The organism is Myxococcaceae bacterium JPH2 (genome assembly GCA_016458225.1).
GTDB lineage: Bacteria > Myxococcota > Myxococcia > Myxococcales > Myxococcaceae > Citreicoccus.
In genome coordinates, this window is sequence record JAEMGR010000007.1 from 168,566 (window position 1) to 184,994 (window position 16,429).

Consider the following 16,429-nt stretch of genomic DNA (forward strand, 5'->3'; position numbering starts at 1 on the left):
GGTTACAGTGCTTCCAGTCATGCCTTCCGCCGCATCGCAGCAGCGCGACGCCGGCCGCTTCGGCAAGTACCGGCTCATCGACCGGATTGCCGTGGGCGGCATGGCGGAGATCTTCCTCGCCCATCAGACGGACAAGCAGGGACGCGAGACGCCCGTCGTCATCAAGCGCATCCGGCCCCACCTGTCCAAGCACGCGGCCTTCGTGAAGATGTTCCTCAACGAGGCGCGGCTGGCCTCGCAGCTCAATCACCCCAACATCGTGCAGATCCACGACCTGGGGAAGATTGCCGAGAGCCACTTCATCGCCATGGAGTACGTCTCCGGCCGCGACATGCGGCGGGTCGTGCCCAAGGCCGAGTCCCTGGGGATTCCCTTCCCCATGGTGTACGCGCTGAAGATTGCCTCGTGCGTGTGCGCGGGCCTGCACTACGCCCACCAGAAGGTGGACCTGTATGGCAACCCGCTGAACATCGTCCACCGCGACGTGACGCCGGAGAACATCGTCGTCTCGTTCGATGGCTCGGTGAAGGTGCTCGACTTCGGCATCGCCAAGGCCACCACGCAGGTGGAGCAGACGCGCACCGGGGAGATCAAAGGCAAGCTCAGCTACCTGAGCCCGGAGCAGTGCCTGGGTCGCCCCGTGGATTGCCGCAGCGACATCTTCTCGCTGGGCACCGTGCTCTACGAGTGGCTCACGGGCTTCAAGCTCTTCACGGGCGAGACGGATGTGGCGGTGATGCGCAGCATCACCGAGGGGAAGATCTACGCGCCCTCGTACTTCCGCGAGGACCTGCCGGAGCGCGTGGAAGCCATCCTCATGAAGGCCCTGGACCGCGACCGGGACCGCCGCTACGCGACGGCCGCGGACCTCCAGCGGGACTTGGATGCGTTCCTGGACGCGTACGAGTTCACGCCCACGCCCCTTCACCTCGCCAACTTCATCAAGCAGCTCTTCGAGGATGAACTGGCCGAAGAGCAGCGAAGGCTCGCGAGCCGTCAGTCCTCGGCTCCGACGTCCGAGGAAGCGCTGGAGCTGTCCGAGGTCGTGGCCGCCGTGGCCGATGCACCCGCGGCCGAGGCGCCGGCCCTGGAGGTCGTCCCTCCGCTGGAGGCCGAGCCCGTCCCCGAGACGCCCACGGCACCCGCGGTGGTCGAGCCCGCTCCCGTTCCCGTGGAGGCCGCGTCCGAGCCGGTGCCCTGGCCTCACGAGGAGCGCACCGAGCCGCGCATGCTGGCCGTGCCCTTGAGCCCCTCGATGTCCGAGTCGCTGGAAGCGCTGGCGCGCAAGCACGGCGTGCCCGCCGGCCGCATGGTGGCCGAGCTGCTGGAGGCATGGCTGAAGTACCGCTGAGCGCCCATGCCGCGACTGAAACTGACGCTCGAATACGACGGCACCCGTTACGTGGGCTGGCAGATGCAGCCCAACGGGCCCTCCATCCAGGCCGTGATGCAGGACACCCTGGCCCGCCTGCTGGGCGAGCCCGTGGTCGTGAACTCGGCGGGCCGCACGGACTCGGGCGTTCACGCCGAGGGGCAGGTGGCCTGCTTCGACACCACGCGCGTGCTCCCGCTGAAGGCCTACCGGATGGGGCTCAACGGGATGCTGCCCTCGGACATCGCCGTGGTGGCCGCCGAGGAAGTCCCCGCGGAGTTCGACCCGCGTCGCTGGTCGCGAGGCAAGCGCTACCGCTATCGCGTCAGCAACCGGCCCACGCGCTCACCGCTCCGACGGGACACGCATTGGGAGGTGTTCGCGCCACTCGACGTGGAGGCCATGCGACGCGCGGCGCGGGTGCTGGAGGGGCGGCATGACTTCTCCGCGTTCCGTGCGTCGGACTGCCAGGCGAAGCACGCGATGCGGGAGATCCGCTCGCTGCGCGTCGAGGGGACGCGGGGCGACGCGGTGTCGTTCGTGGTGGAGGGCACCGCGTTCCTCAAGCACATGGTGCGCAACCTGGTGGGCACGCTGGTGGATGTCGGGAAGGGAAAGCGCCCCGAGGCCTGGGTGGCCGAGGTGCTGGCCTCGCTCGACCGGAAGCGAGCGGGCCCGACCGCGCCGCCGCAGGGCCTGGTCCTGGAGGAGGTCTTCTACGGCGATGGCCCTCCCGGTGGAGACGAAGACGAGGACTGAAGTGCGGTAGGCTGCGGCGCGTGAGCAATCAAGACGGTGTCCTCGCCCCGTTGCGCGTCCGCGTCCGGCGCTTCCAGTTCATCGTTGGACTGGGATTCCTGTCGCTGGTGCTGGGGTCCATCCTCAGCGTGGCGTTGACCCTGCGGCTGTCCACGCGCGTGTTGGACCTGCCCTTCGAGCCACTGCGCATCGCCATGGCCGTGGCCCTGGAGAACCTGTGGGTGCTCGGGGTGTTGCCCGCGCTCGCCTACGGTGCCGCGCGCGCGTTCGACCTGCGCCCCTGGAACACGGCGGTGGGCTCGGGCGTGTCCGGTGCGCTCTTCGTGGTGGCGCTGGACCTGGTGCGCGATGGCACTGGGAGCCTGTGGGAGGGCGGCCTGCCGACGTTGTTGCGTTGGGCGGCCTTCGCCGTAGGCGTGTTCTTCACCGCGCAGGCCGTGAAGGCAGGGCGCGCGGCGGCGGCCACGGTCGCGCGACAGGCGCAGACGAAGGCGGAGTCGCGCAAGTCGGAGTACGACGAGTTCCTCCAAGCCGCGGCCCAGGGCGGCGCACGGCTGGAGCAGCGCGAGGGCACCGCCGCTGCCGATGCCACCACTCCGCCCGCCTCGACGCTGGGCCCGGCAGCGGAGACCCCGACGTTGCTCCCGCTGGAGTCCGCTGCTGCCCCCACGAGCGAGCAGTCGCTGGCGTCCAGCGCCGCGCTCCCGTCGTCGGAGGGACAGTCTTCAGGCGCGGTGACTTCGCTCACGCCGGCGGGGACGCCCGAGGCGGTGGAGCCTCAGGCGCCCAAGTCGCCCGCGGCGTGAGCGGTCCGCGGGCCTACGGGTAGCAGGCGGCCTGACGCAGGCCGATGTCCTCGGGGAGCCCGAGCGCCACGTTGAAGTTCTGCACCGCCTGCCCGGCCATGCCCTTCACCAGGTTGTCGAGCGCGGCCATGACCGCGACGGAGCGGCCCTTCGTCGCGACGGAGATGTCGCAGAAGTTGCTGCCCACCACGGCGGCCACGCGCGGCGTGCCCTCCACGATGCGCACGAACTTCGAGCCCTCGTAGTAGCGCCGGAACTTCTCCGTCAGCGACTGCGTCACCACCGCGCCGCCGTGCTCCGGCCACTCGAACTGCACGGTGGCGAAGATGCCGCGCACCATGGGGGCGGAGTGGGGCACGAAGGCCAGCCGGTGCCGGGATGCGCCGTGCGCCACCAGCATGACCTCGACCTCGGCCTCGTGCTGGTGCTCCAGCGGCTTGTACGCGCGGAAGTCATGCGCGCGCGTCGGGTGGTGCGTGCCCTCGCCCGGCAGCGAGCCCGAGCCCGAGGATCCCGTCACGCCCGAGACGGCCAAGAGGCCCAGCCCCGGCGTGCTCGCGATGGGCAGGAGCGCGAGCTGCACCGCGGTGGCGAAGCAGCCCGGGTTGGCGATGCGCCGCGCCTGCTTCACGCTCTCGCGCTTCCACTCGGTGAGGCCGTACGTGAAGGTGCCCAGCAGCTCCGGCGACGGGTGCGGCCGGCCATAGGCGCCCGCGTAGCGGCCCGGGTGGTCCAACCGGAAGTCGGACGACAGGTCCACCAGCAGCATCCGCTCGGTGAGCCCGAACTCGACCCACTTCTTCTCCAGCCCCGCGAACTGCGACGCCAGCTCGCCGTGGCCCAGCGCGCTGAACACGACGGGGCGAGGCGAGTCCGCCAGCCAGCGCCAGTCCGGCTCGGCCTCGAAGCGCGCGTCCACCAGCCCGCGCAGGTGCGGGTGCACCTTGTGGATGGGCTCGCCGGCGTGGTGCCGTGACACCACGCGAATGCCCGCCACCGCGGGATGGCCCGACAGCAGCCGCAAGAGTTCGCCGCCGCCGAAGCCGGAGGCTCCCAGGATGTAGATATGCGCCTGCGTCATGACTTCCTCCCCGCGCCCAGCTTGGGGGCGAGCTTCTCCAGGACGAGCCCGCCAAGGGCCGCCGCATCCGCCCGCGCATTGCGCGCCGGCAATCCCACCACCTGCTCCACGAAGCGCACGCCCACCGCGTTGTCCGTGGCGGGCCCGGCCACCATGTCCACCTCGATGCCGTAGACCTCGCGCAGGTGCCGCACCCCGCCCGCGGCGCCCACCGGATCGTTCGCGCACAGCACGAACGCGCCGCCCAGCGCCTTCAGCTCGGGGTCCGCCAGGATGGCCTGCACCCCGTACTCGCCCATGATGCCGTCACCCGTCTCCGCGACGATGACGTCCACGTTCGCGGCCGCCATCTCGGAGAAGATGGTGCGCGCCACCCGCGCCGCCGTGCGCGAGCCCGTGCACACGATGCCCGCGTCGGTGAAGTCCATCACCACGTCCGCGCCGCTGTCCTGCATGCTCAGCGTGTCGCGCATGAGTGACACACCCGTCAGCTTCGCGCCGCCCACGCGGTAGCCCGCCTGCATCAGCCGGCGCACCATGGCGCTGGCCGCGTAGGTCTTGCCCGCGTTCATGCAGGTGCCCACCACGTACACCACCGGGCACGTCACCGGCTTCGCGGTGCCCTTCAGCGCGCCGTTGCTGATGTGCGCCGGCTGGCCCGAGCGCGACTGGAACTCGGGGAACACGAGCACCTGGCCGAGCACCTCGGCCTCGAACGGCATGCCCACGCCTGGGTTGTGCGAGGTGCACTTGCCGATGACGCCGCCCATGTTGAGCACGTTGATGCGGTCGCCCACCTTGACGGACTCGGGCACCACGCCCTCGTAGCCGTGCAGGGCGTTGCGGTGACCCAGCGCGCCCACGACGATGTCGCCGGCGTGCAGCGTCACGAGGCGGCCGTTCACGTCCTCGAGCTGGTTGTAGACGCTCTTCTCGCCGTGGATGCGCACGGCCACCACCGCGCCCTCCTCGGCCCGCACCTCATCCGTCAGGTGCACCGTCCGGCCGAGCTGGAGGTTGCGGGTGACGCTGCCGACTTTGTCGACGTAGATCTTCATGTCACTTCGCCGCCTTGTGAGAGAGCATCTGCGCCACGCCGTAGAGCTTCGCGAAGCCCGCTGCCTCGGAGCCCGTCCACAGCACGTTGGCCTCGCCGTACGTCGCCACCTTCGCGTCCATGAGCGAGAAGGGCGAACGCACGCCCTCCACCACCATGGTGCGCGGGTGGAGCACCAGCTTCACCTCGCCCGTCACGCGCTCCTGCGACGACGCGAGGAACGCCTCCAGGTCCTTCACCAGCGGATCGAAGAAGTGGCCCTCGTGGAGCAGCGAGCCGTACAGGTTGCCCATCGACTCCTTCCAGAAGAGCTGCTTGCCAGAGAGGACCAGCTTCTCCAGCTCGCGGTGCGCGGTGATGAGCAGGTGCGCGGCCGGGGCCTCGAAGCCCACGCGGCCCTTGATGCCCAGGATGGTGTCGCCCAGGTGCACGCCTCGGCCAATGCCGTACGGCTTGCCCAGCGCGTTGATCGCCTCCACCACCTGCACGGGCGACAGCGCCTGACCGTCCAGCGCCACGGGCACGCCCTTCTCGAAGGCGATGACGAGCGGGCGCGGCTTCAGGTCGCCCGGAATCTCGCCGCCCGGGAACGCCGCCTCGGGCAGCGTGCTCCACGAGTCGAGCGTCTCGCGGCCGCCGACGGACGTGCCCCACATGCCCTCGTTGACCGAGTACGAGCCCAGCTTGGGCGGCATGTGCACGCCGCGCTCGGCCAGGAAGTCCAGCTCCTGCTGACGGCTGAGCGACAGCTCGCGGATGGGGGTGATGAGCTGCAGCTCCGGCGCCAGCGAGCGGAACGCCACGTCGAAGCGGACCTGATCATTCCCCGCGCCAGTGCTGCCGTGGGCCAGCGCCTGCGCGCCGCGCTCACGGGCCACGCGCACCACCTCCACGGCCTGGCACGCGCGCTCGGCCGAGACGCTCAGCGGGTAGAGCTGGCCGCGCAGCACGTTGCCGGCGATGAGGTAGCGCAGGTAGCCCTGGAACAGCGTGGCGCGCGCGTCCACCGTCTGGTGCGCCACCGCGCCGAGCTGCTTCGACAGCGCCTCGATGCGCGCGAGCTGCTCGGCCGGGAAGCCCCCCGTGTCCACGGTGACGGTGGTGACGTCGTGGCCCTGCTCGCGCAGGTACACGGTGCAGAAGGCGGTATCGAGGCCGCCGGAGAACGCCAGCACCACGGGTTTCTTGCTCATGGGGTACTCCTCGGATGAATCAAAAAGGGTTCAGGCGGACCAGACGCGCGCGGCGGACTCCGCGAGCGAGGCGTGAAGACGGGTGAGCCACTCGCGCGAGGCGGCCAGTTCCGCTCGCGCGGAGGCCACGGCGAGGTTGCCGGCGCCGCCCAGGTGCGTGGCCGTGAGGGCCTGCCGGTCCGGACGGAACGTGCCCTCGCCGAGCTGGCGACCCACCTCGCGGTAGGCATCGCGGAACGGCAACCCCTGGGCCACGAGCACGTACGCGTGGTGGGCGGCGTACAGCGAGTCGTCGCAGGCGCGCGCGGCGGCGTCCGGCTGCACCTGGAGCGCGGGCACGAGCCGGGTGAGCACCTCCACCAGCGCGCGCGTGCTGGTGAGCGCGGACAGGGTGGGGCGCTTGAGGAGCTGGAAGTCGCGGTGGTAGCTGGACGGCAGTCCGCCGGCCACGGCCTCCACCTGATGCGCCAGCCCGCGCAGCTCGCGGCAACGTCCGCGCGCCAGCTCCACCACGTCCGGGTTCTTCTTCTGCGGCATGATGGACGAGCCCGTGGTGAACGCGTCCGGCAGCTTGAGGAAGCCGAACTCGTCCATGCTGTAGAGCTGCACGTCCCACAGCCACTTCTCCAGCGTGCCCGCCACGGAGCAGGCCCAGCCCAACAGCGCGGACTCGTGCCGGCCTCGGCTGTCCTGCGCGTCGATGGGGCTGCGCTGCACGCGCGAGAAGCCGAGCAGCGACGCGACGTACTCGCGGTCGATGGGCAGCGGCACGCCGAACCCCGCCGCCGCGCCGAGCGGGCAGCGATCCAACCGCGACCACACGCCCTTGAGCGCCTCCAGCTCTTCGAGGAGCCCCTCCGCGAAGGCCATGCCCCACAGGCCGAACGTGGACGGCATGGCCCGCCGCAGGTGCGTGTAGCCCGGCAGCGGAAGGGCCGCGTGCGCCTCGGCGAAGTCCAGGAACGCGCCGGCCAGCTCCGCCACGCGCGCGCCCAACGTGAGCAGCTCCTCGCGCATCAGCAGCCGCAGGGCGAGCAGCACCTGATCATTCCGCGAGCGCGCCAGATGGATGCGCTTGCCGGCGTCTCCCGCGCGCACCACCAGCGCCACCTCCAGCGCGGTGTGGCCATCCTCCTGCTCGGGGAGGATGGTGAACTGGCCCGCGCGCGCCTCGTCGTGGAGTTGGTGCAGCGCGGCCACGAGGTCGGCGGCCTCGGTCGGCTTCAAGAGCCCCACGTGCGCCAGCATGCGCGCGTGCGCGGCGCTGCCCAGCGCGTCGTGCGGCACCAGCGCCAGGTCTACGATGGGGTCATCCCCCACGGTGAAGCGATGGATGGCCGTGTCGAGCGGCTGCCCCTTGCCCCAGAGCGTGTCAGCCACGGCTCACCTCCGCGAAGTAACCGCGCAGGAGCGAGCCATAGAAGGCGATGCCCGCCTCCAGCTCCGCGCGCGTGAGGAACTCATTGGCCTGATGGCTGCGGTGCGTGTCGCCCGGGCCCACCTTCACCGTGGGCACGCTGCCCAGGAAGGCCCAGTCGGACGCGGTGCTGGAGCCCACCGGGCCCACGCCCGAGGCCGCCACGGCCGCGCGGACGATGGGCTCGGACGCCGAGGTGGACTTGGGCAGATAGCGCGCCGAGTGCACGCGCACGTCGCTCTCCAGCACGCCGGCCACATGCTGCGCCACCTGCGCGTGGTCCATGCCCGGGGTGGTGCGCAGGTCCACGAAGAACTCGCACTGGTCCGGCACCTGATTGCGCGAAATCCCGCCGGACACCTGCGTCACCTGCGGCCGCGCCTCGCCCAGCAGCTCGTGCGCGGGGAAGCGCAGCTCGGACAGGACGTGGATGTCTCGCGCCGCGCGGTGGATGGCGTTGTCCGCGCCGTTGGCGTGCGCGTGCGCCACGTGGCCGCTGCGCCCGTGGGCCACGCATTTGAGCAGCAGCATGCCTCGCTGCGCCGTGCACGGCTTGAGGCCCGTGGGCTCGCCCACCACCGCCGCGTCGAGCGGTCCCAGCTCGGACAGCATCGTGCCCAGGCCCGCGCCGCCCGTCTCCTCCTCGGCGGTGAAGGCGAACACGACCTCTCCGCCCGCGGGCGCGCCCTCGCGCAGGAAGGTCCGCGCGGTGAGCAGCATGGAGGCCACGCAGCCCTTGGCGTCATTGGCGCCCAGGCCGTACAGCGCGTCGTCCTTCCAGACCGGCACGTGCGGATCCGTGTTCCACCCGGCGCACGGCTTCACCGTGTCCAGGTGGGAGTTGACGAGCAGCCGCCGCGGCCCGCTCCCCACCGAGAACCACACGTTGTGGCCCTGGCGGTGCACGCGCGCACCCCAGCCCTCGGCCCAAGTGCTGACGGTGTCCGCCAGCCGGGCCTCATCGCCCGAGACGCTGGGCGTGGCCACCAGCGCGGTGAGGAGCTCTTCCGGCTTCATCCCTGCGCCGCCTCGCCGTGCTTCTGCGGGTGCTCGCGCACCACCATCGTGCCGCTGCCCTCGTTGGTGAAGACCTCCTCGAGGAGCGCGTCCGGCTGCATGCCGCTGACCAGGTGCACGCTGCCCACGCCGCCCACCAGCGCGTGACGGATGGCATGGGCCTTGGGGCGCATGCCGCCGGCGAGCCGGCCTTCGACCTCGAGCGACGCCAGGTCGGCCAGGGTCGCCAGGGTGATGAGCGAGGACGGATCCGTGTGGTCCTTCAGGAGGCCGGGCACCTGCACGAGGAAGAAGAGCTTCTCCGCGTTGAGCGCCACGGCGAGCGAGGCCGCCACGGTGTCCGCGTTGGTGTTGTACACGGCGCCGTCCAGGCCGCCCGACAGCGGGGCCACCACGGGGACGTAGTCCGCCTGCCGCAGGTGCTCCACGACGCGCGTGTCCACCGACTCGATGTCACCCACCAGGCCGTAGTCCACCACGCGGCCCTCGGTGGAGCCCGGCTCCGTCACGAGGACGGGCGGACGCTTGCGCGCCTTGAGGAGGCCCGCGTCCACGCCGCTCAGGCCCACCGCGGGCACGCCCGCCGCCTGCAGGTCCGCCAAGAGGTCCGTGTGCAGCTTGCCCGCGAGCACCATCTTCGCCGCGTCCAGCACGGGCGCGGACGTCACGCGCCGGCCGGCCACCTTCTCCACCGGGAGGTGGAGCGCGTCGCAGAGCGCGTCCAGCTCCGGGCCGCCGCCGTGCACCACCACGGGGCGGATGGCGAACGTCCACAGGAGGGCGATCTGCTCGCACACCGCGCGCCGGGTGCGCGGGTCGCTGAGCACGGGGCCTCCCAGCTTCACCACGAACGTCTTGCGGCGGAACTGCCGCACATAGCGCGCGGCGTGGCGAAGGGCGGCGTAGGGATCGGGCGACAGGGGCACGGAGGACCTCGGGAGTCTGAAGGCTGAAGAAGAAGGGAAGGGGAACGGCGCGCGCTCAGGCGAACCGCATCCAGTTCAGGAGGGCGCGCTGCACGTGGTAGCGGTTGCCCGCCTCGTCCACGACGCGGCTGCTCGGATGGTCGAGCACCTCGTCGGACACCTCCACGTTGCGGCGCACCGGCAGGCAGTGCAGGAAGGCTGCGTCCTTGGCCGCCTGGGCCATGTGCCGGCGCGTGGGCATCCAGCCCGAGTACGACGCGAGCAGCGTGGCCACGTCCGCCGGAGTGAAGGCCGACTCGGCGCTGGGGCCCCAGGACTTCGCGTACACCGCGCGGCTGCCCGCGAGCGCCTCATCCTGGTCGTGCGTGTACGTGATGCTGCCGCCCGTCGCCTTGGCGTAGGCCTCGGCCTCGGCCCGCACGGCCGGATGCAGCTCGAACCCGGGGGGATGCGCCACGCGCACCTCGCAGCCCGCGGCCGCGGCCGACAGCAGGAACGAGTTGGGCACCGCCTTGGGCAGCGGCTTGATGTGCGGCGCCCAGGTGAGCGTCACCGGCAGCTTGCGCGTGCTGCCGAACGTCTCGCGCAGCGTGAGCACGTCCGCCAGACCCTGGCACGGGTGCTCGCGCGCGGACTCCATGCTCACCACCGGAACGGTCGCCCACTTGCGGAAGGCGTTGATGACCGGATCCACCTCGTCCTCCGCGTCACCGCCGCCCTGGGAGAACGTGCGCACGCCGAGCATGTTCACGAAGCGCGACAGCACCGGCGCCGCTTCCTTGATGTGCTCCGCGCGGTCCGCGTTCATCACCGCGCCCGGCCGGTCCTCCAGCTTCCACACGCCAGAGCCCACATCCAGGACGATGGCGTGCCCACCCGCGCGCAGCATCACCGCCTCGAACGAGGTGCGCGTGCGCAGCGACGGATTGAAGAACACCATGCCCAGGAGCTTCCCCGCGAAGATGGCGCCGGGGTCCTGCTGCTTCCAGGCCGCGGCCTGCGCCAGCACCGCTTCGACGCCCTCGGGGCCCAGGTCCAGGATGCGAGTGACATGCTTCATCGGTTGCGCTCCCCGGCCAGGCCGGTCAGTGGCTGGAAATTTGTGAATATGCACGCAATCTCGTGCATAAATGACGAATTCGGGCGGATATTATGCACAACGGCGCGGCGCGCAAGAAGATTCTGGGGAGCCTATGCAGTGGCTTGCACGCGTATTCACTCGCATGCATGGTGAAGGGGCATGAAGAACCTGGACGACGCGATCCTCCGCCTCATCTCCGAGCGTGAAATCACGGACCAGTCAGTGCTGCAGGAGCTGCTGGAGGCGGGCGGCCACGAGCCGAGCCAGTCCACGCTGTCTCGGCGCTTGAAGAAGCTGAACGTGCAGAAGGTGAACGGGCGCTACCAGCGGGTGGAGGCGCCGGTGGCCCGCGTGCCTGAGCGCCCGCGGGTGTCCATCATCGAAGCGCCGCCGAACATGTTGGTGCTGAAGACCGCGCCTGGGTACGCGCAGATTTTCGCGCTCGCGTTGGACCGGGAGCAGGAGCTGCCGGGACTTGCGGGGACGGTGGCGGGAGACGACACCATCTTCGTGGCGGTGAGAGACCCGTCGCTCTTGCGCGAGGTCCGCGCCGCCGTCGAGCGGCTGACCACGCAGGGCCCCTGAGCGCGCGCGGTCTCGTCCCAGCTCGGGCGTGCTTCGTCCCGCGCGGGGGTGTGTTCGTCACATTCCTCCTGGCCTCGGGTGGCATCGCGCGTATGCCCCCTGCCGCGTGCGCGTCGCACGTATGCATTCCAGGGGGATCACATGTCACTCGTGAAGTCGTTCAAGAGCTTGTTCCTGGCGGGGGCCGTGGGCCTGCTGTCCCTGCCGGGTTGCCAGGGCGCGGACTCATCCGTGGAGGGGGGCACGGAGGAGACGGGCGCCAGCGCGCAGCCATTGTGTGGGGTCACGATGGTTCCCACGATGACGAGCGCGACCGCGCCCTCGGGCCTCGTGACCGCGTCGGGTGTCTTCAGCACCGGCTATCCGGCGTGGCAGGCGTTCGACGCGAGCATTCCCTCGATGTGGATCTCCCAGGAGGGCCAGACGCCCGCGTGGCTGGCGTATGAGTGGACGGATGCGCCGCGCACGGTCCAGTCCTATGCCATCCAGTACAGCAACGGGAGCATCACCACCCGCGCGCCGAAGAACTGGACCTTCGAGGGCTGGAACGGCAGCGCCTGGGTGGTGCTCGATACGCGCACGAACCAGGTGAACTGGGGCGGTGGCGAGCGGCGCGCGTTCACGCTCTCCACGCCGGCGACGTATCGCAAGTTCCGCATCAACATCTCGGATGACAATGACACCCGGGCGGGCATCGTCGTCATCTCCATGGGGACGCTGGAGCTGATTGGCTGTGCTCCCACGCCCCTCAACGCGCTCTGGGTCAAGACGCAGGGCGCGACGGATGGCTTCACGCGCAACCACGACCTCGTGGGGGACCTGGCCGGGCGCACCTATGTGACGGGCATGACGAACGTGGGGCTCGAGGGGAGCGCTGCCGTGGGCCCCATGGACGCCTTCCTCAACGCGTACAACTCCAGCGGCAACAAGATCTTCAACGTGCAGATTGGCGTCCCGAACGGAGCCACGGTCGGCTACGGCATCGCGCGCAACAGCACCTACGAGGAGATCTACGTCACGGGCCTCACGGATGGCTCGGTGGACGGAGCCCCGAACTCAGGTGGCCGGGACTTCTTCCTCACCAAGTATCGCTACACGGGCGTGCGCCAGTGGACTCGCCAGTTGGGCGTGGCGGGAGCGCAGACCGAGGGCTACGGCGTGGCCGTGGACGGCTCGAACAACTCGTTCGTGGTGGGCTCGGTCAACGCGGGCCTGGATGGCAACGTGAGGACGGGGCGCTACGACGCGTTCGTGACGAAGTATGACACCTCGGGCAACAAGCAGTGGACGCGCCAGGTCGGGGCGACGAGTCAGGACACCATCGGCCGCCGAGCCGCCGCGGACGCCTCTGGGAATGTGTATGTCTCGGGTTGGACCACGGGCGGCCTGGATGGCAATACGCGCATCGGTGGCCAGGACTTCTTCGTCGTGAAGTACAACGCGGCGGGCGTGAAGCAGTGGACCCGGCAGAACAGCGCGCCGGGGGGCTCGGCCTCGCTGTATGGCTCGGCGGTGGATGCCGCGGGTGATGTCTATCTCACGGGCTATGTGAATGGCCCCATCGATGGCAACCCGACGGGCAATCGCGTGACGACCTTCCTCGCGAAGTACAACGCGGCGGGCGTGAAGCAGTGGACGCGGCAGTTCGGCTCGGCCTCGGGCACGTATGGCAATGCGCTCTTCATCGATGACAGCGGTGTGTATGTATCCGGCTCGGGGGCGGGGGATGTGTCCAACTCCGCGAGCACGGGCTCGGAGCTGCATCCGTTCATCGCGAAGTTCGACACCGCGGGCACCCTCCAGTGGGTCTCCCAGCAGCCGCTGGCGACCAAGGGCGGCGTCGATCAGCGGGTCTTCAACATGGGCATGTCGATTGACGAGGCGGGCAACTTCTACATGGCGGGCTATCTGTACGGGGACTACGGCGGCAACACGCTGAAGGGCAACCCGGACGGCTACGTGATGAAGCTGCCGCCTCACTGAGGTGCCCTGGGGGGAAGCCCCGGCGTGGCCTGTCCTGGCGCGTCGGGGTGTGTTTGTTCAGAAGTGTCCGGCCCGCTTGCGCCCATTCGAGGGCGCGAGTTTCACGTGCCATGCGGGAGCGGCCGTGGGAGTAAGGGCGCTGTGTCGGAACTCGTGACGCACTTCGAGCCACAGCCTGCCCCGGACGAGGTGCCGACGCGGCTGCCCAGCCCGTTCCGTGAGGATGCACCGCATCCTCTGGCGCTCCGCGCGGCCGAGGCGCTTCAGCGTGACCTTCGTCGCGGTGTCATCGCGCCGGGCGTTGACGTCCGCGCGCTGGAGGGGGCGGGGCAGGGGAAGATGTTCGGGGTCCTGGTGGTCGCCTCACGAGACGGACGCATCGGATATCTGCGCGCCTTCTCGGGGATGCTCGCGGAGCGTTGGTGGATCGCGGGGTATGTGCCGCCGCTGTTCGACGCGGTGGCCCGAGAGACGCTCTGGGAGACGGGGGATGCCACGCTGGCGCTGTTGTCCGAGCAGTACGCCGCGCTGACCCACGGTCCAGAAGTGACGGCGCTGCGCGAACGTCTGTCTGAGTTGGATTCAGCACGCAGCGCTCCCGATGCGGGGGGCGTTCGAAATGCATTGAATGGGCTCGCCGCGCGCCGCGAGAACGTCGCGCGGGCCCGGGCCGAGTTCTCGCGCGAGCTGTGGCGGCGCAATGCCCGGACGTATGTCTTTCGCAACGCGCGCGGGGAGCAACAGACGCTGGAGGCGATGTATGCGCCGCTCGCGCCTCCGGGGGGAGCGGGTGATTGCGCGGCGCCCAAGCTCCTCGGTGCTGCGTATGGGTTGGGATTGCGTCCCATCGCGTTCGCGGAGTTCTGGTGGGGTGGGGCGCCCGCGTCAGGAGACCGGCGCGAAGGGGCGTTCTATCCCGCGTGTCGAGCCAAGTGCGGAGACGTCCTGCCCTTCATGCTCCAGGGCTTGGATGCCGAGCCCGCGCCGCTCATCGAGACTGTTTCCACGGAGGCGCTGCGCTTCCGATTCGAGGACCCGTGGTTGCTGGTGCTGGAGAAGCCCGCGGGATTGCCCTGTTCGCAGAATCGCCACGCGCGTGAGCGCGACTCCGTGATGACCCGGCTGCGTCAACACCCTCGCCAGGTCATGACGCCACACTTCGCGAGGCGCTTGGACTCGGAGACGTCGGGCCTCATGGTGGTGAGCAAGGACGCCCAGACGCACGCCTCGCTCATGCGTCAGTTCGCGCTCCACGAGGCGCACGTCACCGCGAAGGCCTGGGTGCAGGGGCGTCCGACGGGTGAGCAAGGCCTCATCACATTGCCGCTCGCTTCGCGAGGCGCGGACGAGGACGCAGTCGCTGTCGTGGAGCCAACCCGAGGCAAGCGAGCCATCACCGAGTGGCGCGTCGTGCGGCGAGAAGAGGCGCGGACGCTCGTGGAGCTGCGGCCTCGGACGGAGCTTCCCCGTCAACTCCGAGTGCACGCGGCGCACCCGCTCGGACTGGGTGCCCCCATTGTCGGAGACCGCGGCGCGGGTGTGGAAGGGGCGCGACTCCTGCTTCACGTGGATGCGCTGTCCTTCCGTCATCCCCACACGGGCGAGCGCCTCACGTTCGACAGCCCGCCGCCCTTCGTGTGATGCGCCACGGGTGACGACTGCCCGAGGTCGTGAGTGCCCGACCTGTGTCAGCCCATCGCGAGGCGACTGCCCGCCAGCAGGGTGAGCCCGTCTTCGAACAGCGCGGCGACGACATCCGGCACGTGCAGCCGCTCCGTGGCGAGTTGGCGCAACCCATAGAACGCGAACGATGAGGCGAGCGCCGCAAGACCGCCCATGACGGCAAAGGCGAACACGGGCTGTCGCTTCGCACGCGCGAGCGCCGCACCCGTGAAGGCCCCCGAGGCCAGTCGTCCCGCGAGCGCGGGAGGGGCAATCCTCGGCGGCGCGAAGGGGAGCTTGTCCACGAGGAACTCGCCCGCCGCCAAGGCCGTGAGGAGCCGCGCCACCCGACGTGTCTTGCTGGCCCGTCCCCACCTCCACCCGAGTTGCTCATGGCGTGCGAGCCGGTGCTCCAAGAACGCGGGCGCGGAGAGCGACCTCATGCCCGCGACGACTCCAAACCCCGTGGCCCTCAGTGCCTCGCGTGTTTGCATGCGCTCGCTCCCCCTCGACAGCAGGGTAGGGCGCGAGGTCTGCCCAGGGGACCCCATGGCGAGCAGGCGGGCGCCAGCCCGGATGTCATGAGGTAGTGTCGGCGGAGACTTCCCCATGACAACCGAAACGCCCCCGGAATACACCCTCACGCTCTCTTGCCCGGACCGCCGTGGCCTCGTCCACGCTGTCTCGGGATTCCTCGCCGAGCACGACTGCAACATCCTCGACAGCGCCCAGTACGGCGACCACCAGACGGGCCTGTTCTTCATGCGCGTGCACTTCGCGGACGAGCATGCGCGCCGCGACCACGCCGCCCTGAGTCGTGCCTTCGCGCCGCTCGCCGAGCGCTTCGCCATGACGTGGCACTTGCACGAGGCCGCGGTGAAGCCTCGCGTGCTCATCCTCGTGTCGAAGATTGGCCACTGCTTGAATGACCTGCTGTATCGCTACCGCAGCGGCATCCTGCCGGTGGAGATCCCCGCCATCGTGTCCAACCACATGGACTTCTACCAACTGGCGGCGTCCCACAACGTCCCGTTCCATCACCTGCCCGTCACTGCCGCCACCAAGGCGCAGCAGGAGGCGCGGCTGATGGAGTTGGTGCGGGAGCACCGCATCGACCTGGTCGTGCTCGCGCGCTACATGCAGATCCTCTCGCCCGAGACGTGCGAGGCCCTGCGTGGCCGGCTCATCAACATCCACCACTCGTTCCTGCCCAGCTTCAAGGGCGCGCGCCCGTATCAGCAGGCGCACGACCGAGGCGTGAAGCTCATCGGAGCGACCGCGCACTTCGTGACGAGCGACCTGGACGAGGGACCCATCATCGAGCAGGGCGTGGAGCGCGTGGACCACACCATGACCGCCGAAGAGCTGACCGCCTTGGGCCGCGACGTGGAATGCGTCGTGCTCGCCCGCGCGGTGACGTGGTTCGTGCAGCACCGCATCCTGCTCAACGGCCACAAGACCGTTGTCTTCCGCTGACGCAGAAGACGCGA

The 16,429-nt window shown here is 70.0% G+C and carries 15 protein-coding genes; 7 read left to right on the forward strand and 8 right to left on the reverse strand.

The features are described 5' to 3' along the window. Positions 1–19: 19 nt before the first annotated feature. The 3 genes from JGU66_14305 to JGU66_14315 are packed head-to-tail and all read left to right on the forward strand — an operon-like array spanning position 20 to position 2,937. Positions 20–1,351 (forward strand): protein kinase, encoded by a 1,332-nt coding sequence (locus JGU66_14305; protein MBJ6761943.1) that lies wholly within the window; start codon positions 20–22, stop codon positions 1,349–1,351. Between the two features lie 6 nt (positions 1,352–1,357). Further along, the gene (gene truA / locus JGU66_14310) at positions 1,358–2,131 is read left to right on the forward strand and encodes a tRNA pseudouridine(38-40) synthase TruA (GenBank protein MBJ6761944.1); all 774 of its coding nucleotides are present in this window, start codon (positions 1,358–1,360) and stop codon (positions 2,129–2,131) included. 20 nt (positions 2,132–2,151) lie between these two features. Continuing rightward, complete coding sequence (locus tag JGU66_14315) at positions 2,152–2,937, forward strand: hypothetical protein (protein ID MBJ6761945.1); 786 nt, start codon at positions 2,152–2,154, stop codon at positions 2,935–2,937. Positions 2,938–2,950: 13 nt separating this feature from the next. Here JGU66_14315 and argC read toward each other — a convergent pair whose 3' ends face one another. From argC to JGU66_14350, 7 genes are read right to left on the reverse strand one after another with little or no spacing between them, the layout of a single operon-like run. After that, positions 2,951–4,018 carry an N-acetyl-gamma-glutamyl-phosphate reductase gene (argC, locus tag JGU66_14320; GenBank protein ID MBJ6761946.1) on the reverse strand — a complete coding sequence of 356 codons (1,068 nt, stop codon included), beginning with the start codon at positions 4,016–4,018 and terminating at the stop codon, positions 2,951–2,953. Further along, on the reverse strand, positions 4,015–5,076 hold the full coding sequence (locus JGU66_14325) for a DUF1611 domain-containing protein (GenBank protein ID MBJ6761947.1): 1,062 nt from the start codon (positions 5,074–5,076) through the stop codon (positions 4,015–4,017). The genes argC and JGU66_14325 overlap by 4 nt, the downstream gene beginning before the upstream one ends. A 1-nt stretch (position 5,077) precedes the next feature. Beyond that, positions 5,078–6,268, reverse strand: coding sequence for an argininosuccinate synthase (argG, locus tag JGU66_14330; protein MBJ6761948.1), 1,191 nt, complete (start codon positions 6,266–6,268; stop codon positions 5,078–5,080). A gap of 30 nt (positions 6,269–6,298) precedes the next feature. Next, positions 6,299–7,648: an argininosuccinate lyase gene (argH, locus tag JGU66_14335; protein MBJ6761949.1), complete on the reverse strand. Its 1,350-nt coding sequence runs from the start codon at positions 7,646–7,648 to the stop codon at positions 6,299–6,301. After that, positions 7,641–8,702, reverse strand: coding sequence for a M20/M25/M40 family metallo-hydrolase (locus JGU66_14340; protein ID MBJ6761950.1), 1,062 nt, complete (start codon positions 8,700–8,702; stop codon positions 7,641–7,643). Before JGU66_14340 ends, argH begins: the two co-directional genes overlap by 8 nt. Next, complete coding sequence (argB, locus tag JGU66_14345; protein ID MBJ6761951.1) at positions 8,699–9,628, reverse strand: acetylglutamate kinase; 930 nt, start codon at positions 9,626–9,628, stop codon at positions 8,699–8,701. The genes JGU66_14340 and argB overlap by 4 nt, the downstream gene beginning before the upstream one ends. A gap of 55 nt (positions 9,629–9,683) precedes the next feature. After that, complete coding sequence (locus JGU66_14350; protein MBJ6761952.1) at positions 9,684–10,688, reverse strand: N-acetylornithine carbamoyltransferase; 1,005 nt, start codon at positions 10,686–10,688, stop codon at positions 9,684–9,686. A gap of 180 nt (positions 10,689–10,868) precedes the next feature. On the opposite strand from JGU66_14350, the gene JGU66_14355 reads away from it, so the two are divergent. The 3 genes from JGU66_14355 to JGU66_14365 all read left to right on the forward strand — a co-directional run bounded on the left by JGU66_14355 (position 10,869) and on the right by JGU66_14365 (position 14,918). Next, positions 10,869–11,294: an arginine repressor gene (locus JGU66_14355; GenBank protein ID MBJ6761953.1), complete on the forward strand. Its 426-nt coding sequence runs from the start codon at positions 10,869–10,871 to the stop codon at positions 11,292–11,294. 141 nt (positions 11,295–11,435) lie between these two features. After that, on the forward strand, positions 11,436–13,277 hold the full coding sequence (locus JGU66_14360) for an SBBP repeat-containing protein (GenBank protein ID MBJ6761954.1): 1,842 nt from the start codon (positions 11,436–11,438) through the stop codon (positions 13,275–13,277). 153 nt (positions 13,278–13,430) lie between these two features. Next, a complete protein-coding gene (locus tag JGU66_14365) occupies positions 13,431–14,918 on the forward strand; it encodes an RluA family pseudouridine synthase (GenBank protein ID MBJ6761955.1) in 1,488 nt (495 codons plus the stop codon). Positions 14,919–14,965: 47 nt separating this feature from the next. Here the strand turns inward: JGU66_14365 and JGU66_14370 are convergent, their stop codons facing one another. Beyond that, positions 14,966–15,382, reverse strand: coding sequence for a hypothetical protein (locus JGU66_14370; GenBank protein ID MBJ6761956.1), 417 nt, complete (start codon positions 15,380–15,382; stop codon positions 14,966–14,968). Positions 15,383–15,548: 166 nt separating this feature from the next. Between JGU66_14370 and purU the strand changes: the two genes are divergently transcribed. Then, positions 15,549–16,415, forward strand: a complete 867-nt coding sequence (gene purU, locus JGU66_14375) for a formyltetrahydrofolate deformylase (protein MBJ6761957.1) — start codon at positions 15,549–15,551, stop codon at positions 16,413–16,415. The last annotated feature ends 14 nt before the right edge of the window (positions 16,416–16,429 follow it).